We start from the raw sequence: 366 nt of genomic DNA on the forward strand, positions 1-366 counted from the left end.
CACACCAAACAAACCAGGTACAACGATTACAACAGATAAACCAGTAAATGGTTTAACAGTTGATAACGGCGGAAATCTAAAAGGAACACCAGAAGTAGACAAATGGGAACCAAAAGAAGAAGAACGCACAGTTGAAATTCCAGTTAAACTGAAAAAAGGCACAGAAGAAGTTGTAGTCAAAGTTCCAGTTAAAATTCAACGCGATACAGATGGAGATGGTATTCCAGATGTTAAAGATCCAGATGATGACAATGATGGAATTCCAGATGAGGAAGAAATCAAAAATGGAACAAATCCAAAAGTAGCGGATAACTTAACAGGAACAGTAACAGAAAAAACTGTACCAGAGAAAAAACCAGTCCCAGC

At 37.7% G+C, this 366-nt stretch carries 1 protein-coding gene; it reads left to right on the forward strand.

The features are described from left to right. Nucleotides 1-366, forward strand: a 366-nt coding sequence (locus K4Z77_RS08935; protein ID WP_224219107.1) for a hypothetical protein, incomplete at both ends; no start/stop codon positions are given.

Origin of the sequence: Streptococcus mitis subsp. hohhotensis (genome assembly GCF_020089495.2) — a bacterium.
In the GTDB taxonomy this organism is placed as follows: Bacteria; Bacillota; Bacilli; order Lactobacillales; family Streptococcaceae; genus Streptococcus; species Streptococcus hohhotensis.